We start from the raw sequence: 2978 nt of genomic DNA on the forward strand, positions 1-2978 counted from the left end.
GTCGTCCCGGCCGCGCCCGCCGCGCTCCCGCCGACCGCGATCGCCGCGGCCGCCCCGGCCTTGGCGCCGTCGTTCAACTCGCTGCCCTCGTCCTTCCTCGGTGGGGCCACCCCGAGCGCGCTCTCGAGCGGGCTGCCGGCCGCCGGCGCGCCGGCGTACGACCCGAGCCAGCTGCTCGGCTCGGCGTTCCCCGGTCTCAAGGCCGGTGCGCCCGCCTACCTCGGGTACGACCCGGCCAGCGCGGTGACCACCGCCAGCCAGGTCCAGGCGCTGCCCGTCGACGGCATGTCGAACGGCATGGGCGTGCCGGTCATGCTCGCCGTGCTGGCCCTCGCCGGCGTCGCGGCCTTCGTGGTCCGGGCGATGGTGCTCCGCCGCGCCACCGCGGCGGCCGCGGCCGCCCCCGCGCCGGGGACCGAGGACACCGACCTCGTGGACGATCTCGACGGCACGGACTTCGCCGGGGTGGACTTCGACGACCTCTCGCCGGAGGCGCTCACCGAGATCCGCACCCCGGCGCCCTCCTCGCCCGCGGTCGGCTTCCCGGTCGCCCGCATGGACCAGGAGGAGACCGAGCTGATGGGAACCGCGCGGCACTGAGCCGCGTCCGACCCCCGAGGGGATCGGGACCCAGGAGTCCGACCCGGGCGGGTCGGGACCGGCCACACGGCCCGTCCCGGCCCGCCCGTCGTCGTCCGCGGAACACCACGTACGCTGGACCGACCGAGAACCCTCCTGCCGCGGAACGTCCGTGGCCGCCAGTCCATGGGAGGTGAGTGGTACTCGTGCGCCACTACGAAATGGTCGTCATCCTCGAGCCGAGTCTCGACGAGCGCACCGTGCAGCCGTCGCTGGAGACGTTCCTCAACGTCATCCGCAAGGACGGCGGGACCGTCGAGAACGTCGACGTCTGGGGTCGTCGGCGTCTCGCCTACGAGATCGAGAAGCACGGCGAGGGCATCTACGCGGTCCTCGACGTGAACTGCGAGCCGGCCACCATCAAGGAGATGGACCGCCAGCTCGCGCTGAACGAGTCGGTGCTCCGCACCAAGGTCATGCGTCGTGACCCCGCCGCCGCCACGCGCCGGGGCAAGGCCGGCGCTGCCTGATGGCCGGCGACACCGTCATCACCGTGGTCGGCAACCTCACCGCCGACCCGGAGCTACGGTTCACGCCGTCCGGCGCCGCCGTCGCGAACTTCACCGTCGCGTCGACCCCCCGCACCTTCGACCGCCAGAGCGGCGAGTGGAAGGACGGCGAGGCGCTGTTCCTGCGCTGCAACATCTGGCGCCAGGCGGCCGAGAACGTCGCCGAGACCCTGACCCGCGGCGCGCGGGTCATCGTCCAGGGACGGCTCAAGCAGCGCTCGTTCGAGACCCGCGAGGGTGAGAAGCGCACCGTCATCGAGCTCGAGGTCGACGAGGTCGGCCCCTCGCTCCGCTACGCCACGGCGTCGGTCACCAAGGCCAGCCGCAGCGGCGGCGGCGGAGGCGGCGGGTACGGCGGCGCCTCGAACGGCGGAGGCGGCGGCGGTTACGGCGGAGGCGGTGGCTACTCGGGCGGCGGGCAGTCGGCCGACGACCCCTGGGCCTCGGCGCCCGCGGCGGGGTCGTCCGGTGCCGGTGGCTACGACGACGAGCCCCCCTTCTGATCCCTCGATCACACCCCAGTTCGGCTAGGAGAGAAAGACACCATGGCGAAGCCGCCGGTGCGCAAGCCCAAGAAGAAGGTCTGCGCGTTCTGCAAGGACAAGAACCAGATCATCGACTACAAGGACACCAACCTCCTCCGCAAGTACATCTCGGACCGCGGCAAGATCCGCGCCCGCCGGGTCTCGGGCAACTGCTCGCAGCACCAGCGGGACGTCGCCGTCGCCGTGAAGAACTCGCGCGAGATGGCTCTGCTGCCCTACACGTCGACCGCGCGCTGAGGAGGGGGACCCACGCGATGAAGCTCATCCTCACCGCCGATGTCGCCAACCTCGGCGGCCCGGGCGACCTCGTCGACGTCAAGGACGGCTACGGCCGCAACTTCCTGCTGCCCCGCGGGATGGCGATCGTCGCCACCCGCGGCGCGATGAAGCAGGTCGAGACGATCCGCCGCACCCAGGAGGGCAAGCGGATCCGCGACCTCGACCACGCCAAGGAGGTGGCCGGGGAGCTCGCGCAGGTCGGGACCGTCACGGTCACCGCCAAGTCCGCGGGCCAGGGCGGCAAGCTGTTCGGCTCCGTCACGCCCGCCGACATCGTCGGCGCCGTGCGGTCCTCGGGCGGCCCGAACCTCGACAAGCGCCTGGTCGACACCAAGGGCCACATCAAGACCATCGGGAACCACCAGGTCACCGTCCGGCTCCACCCGGACGTCGCCGTCGAGCTCCCGCTGGACGTCCAGGGCGCCTGACGCCGCCCGCTCCCACCTCGGGCCCCGGACCGCCGCGTGCGGTCCGGGGCCCGACGTGTGTCCGGGGCACGTGTCCGGATGCGTGTGGTGCGCGCCGGGCCGTCCCGTTCCGGGACCGGCCTCCTCCCCCACCCGTGGCGGCGGGCGGTCGCCGGGTCGTCACCGGACCGTCCGGCGCCGGACGTCCGCCGGTCGTCTCCCCGCGACCTCGCCGTGTCGCGACACGCCGGGTCCGGCCGCGCGACGACATGCCGATCCACTTGTTGTCCACAGCGTGCACAACCCGCTGAGCTGCGCGGATGGTCGGCGACGACGAGTTGCCAACAGGTTGTCCCCAGGTGCGCCCACCCGCACGGCCTGTGCTCCCCCATCCGTCCCCACAAGCCGTCCCACAGACCGTGGGCGATGGCAACCCGCTGCGCTCGGCCGGGGGCGGCCTGGAGCTGGCGGAGCGAGAACGCCGCGTGCCACGCGTACCAACTCGGACGCCCGTAGCGACGGATGACGGCGAAGGAATTGCGCGAGTGGTAGTAGGCACGCCATGGCTCGTCGCGATCGATGGGACGGTGCGCCTGGAG

At 72.8% G+C, this 2978-nt stretch carries 4 protein-coding genes and 1 pseudogene; all 5 read left to right on the forward strand.

Annotated elements, in window-relative coordinates; translation table 11 throughout:
- Positions 1-600 (forward strand): annotated as a pseudogene (locus AC0CYZ_RS25175) (hypothetical protein); the annotation flags it as partial.
- 176 nt (positions 601-776) lie between these two features.
- Positions 777-1109, forward strand: a complete 333-nt coding sequence (gene rpsF / locus AC0CYZ_RS25180; protein ID WP_312030441.1) for a 30S ribosomal protein S6 — start codon at positions 777-779, stop codon at positions 1107-1109.
- Positions 1109-1651 (forward strand): single-stranded DNA-binding protein, encoded by a 543-nt coding sequence (locus AC0CYZ_RS25185; RefSeq protein ID WP_472220436.1) that lies wholly within the window; start codon positions 1109-1111, stop codon positions 1649-1651. Before rpsF ends, AC0CYZ_RS25185 begins: the two co-directional genes overlap by 1 nt.
- A gap of 42 nt (positions 1652-1693) precedes the next feature.
- On the forward strand, positions 1694-1930 hold the full coding sequence (gene rpsR / locus AC0CYZ_RS25190; RefSeq protein ID WP_230730744.1) for a 30S ribosomal protein S18: 237 nt from the start codon (positions 1694-1696) through the stop codon (positions 1928-1930).
- A gap of 17 nt (positions 1931-1947) precedes the next feature.
- Positions 1948-2400, forward strand: coding sequence for a 50S ribosomal protein L9 (gene rplI / locus AC0CYZ_RS25195; RefSeq protein ID WP_472220438.1), 453 nt, complete (start codon positions 1948-1950; stop codon positions 2398-2400).
- The last annotated feature ends 578 nt before the right edge of the window (positions 2401-2978 follow it).

This window comes from Actinomycetospora sp., assembly GCF_055612215.1.

Coding starts and splice junctions, on each gene's coding strand:
- AC0CYZ_RS25185 (WP_472220436.1), top strand. CDS start 1,109: ATGGCCGGCGACACCGTCATCACCGTGGTCGGCAACCTCACCGCCGAC.
- rpsR (WP_230730744.1), top strand. CDS start 1,694: ATGGCGAAGCCGCCGGTGCGCAAGCCCAAGAAGAAGGTCTGCGCGTTC.
- rplI (WP_472220438.1), top strand. CDS start 1,948: ATGAAGCTCATCCTCACCGCCGATGTCGCCAACCTCGGCGGCCCGGGC.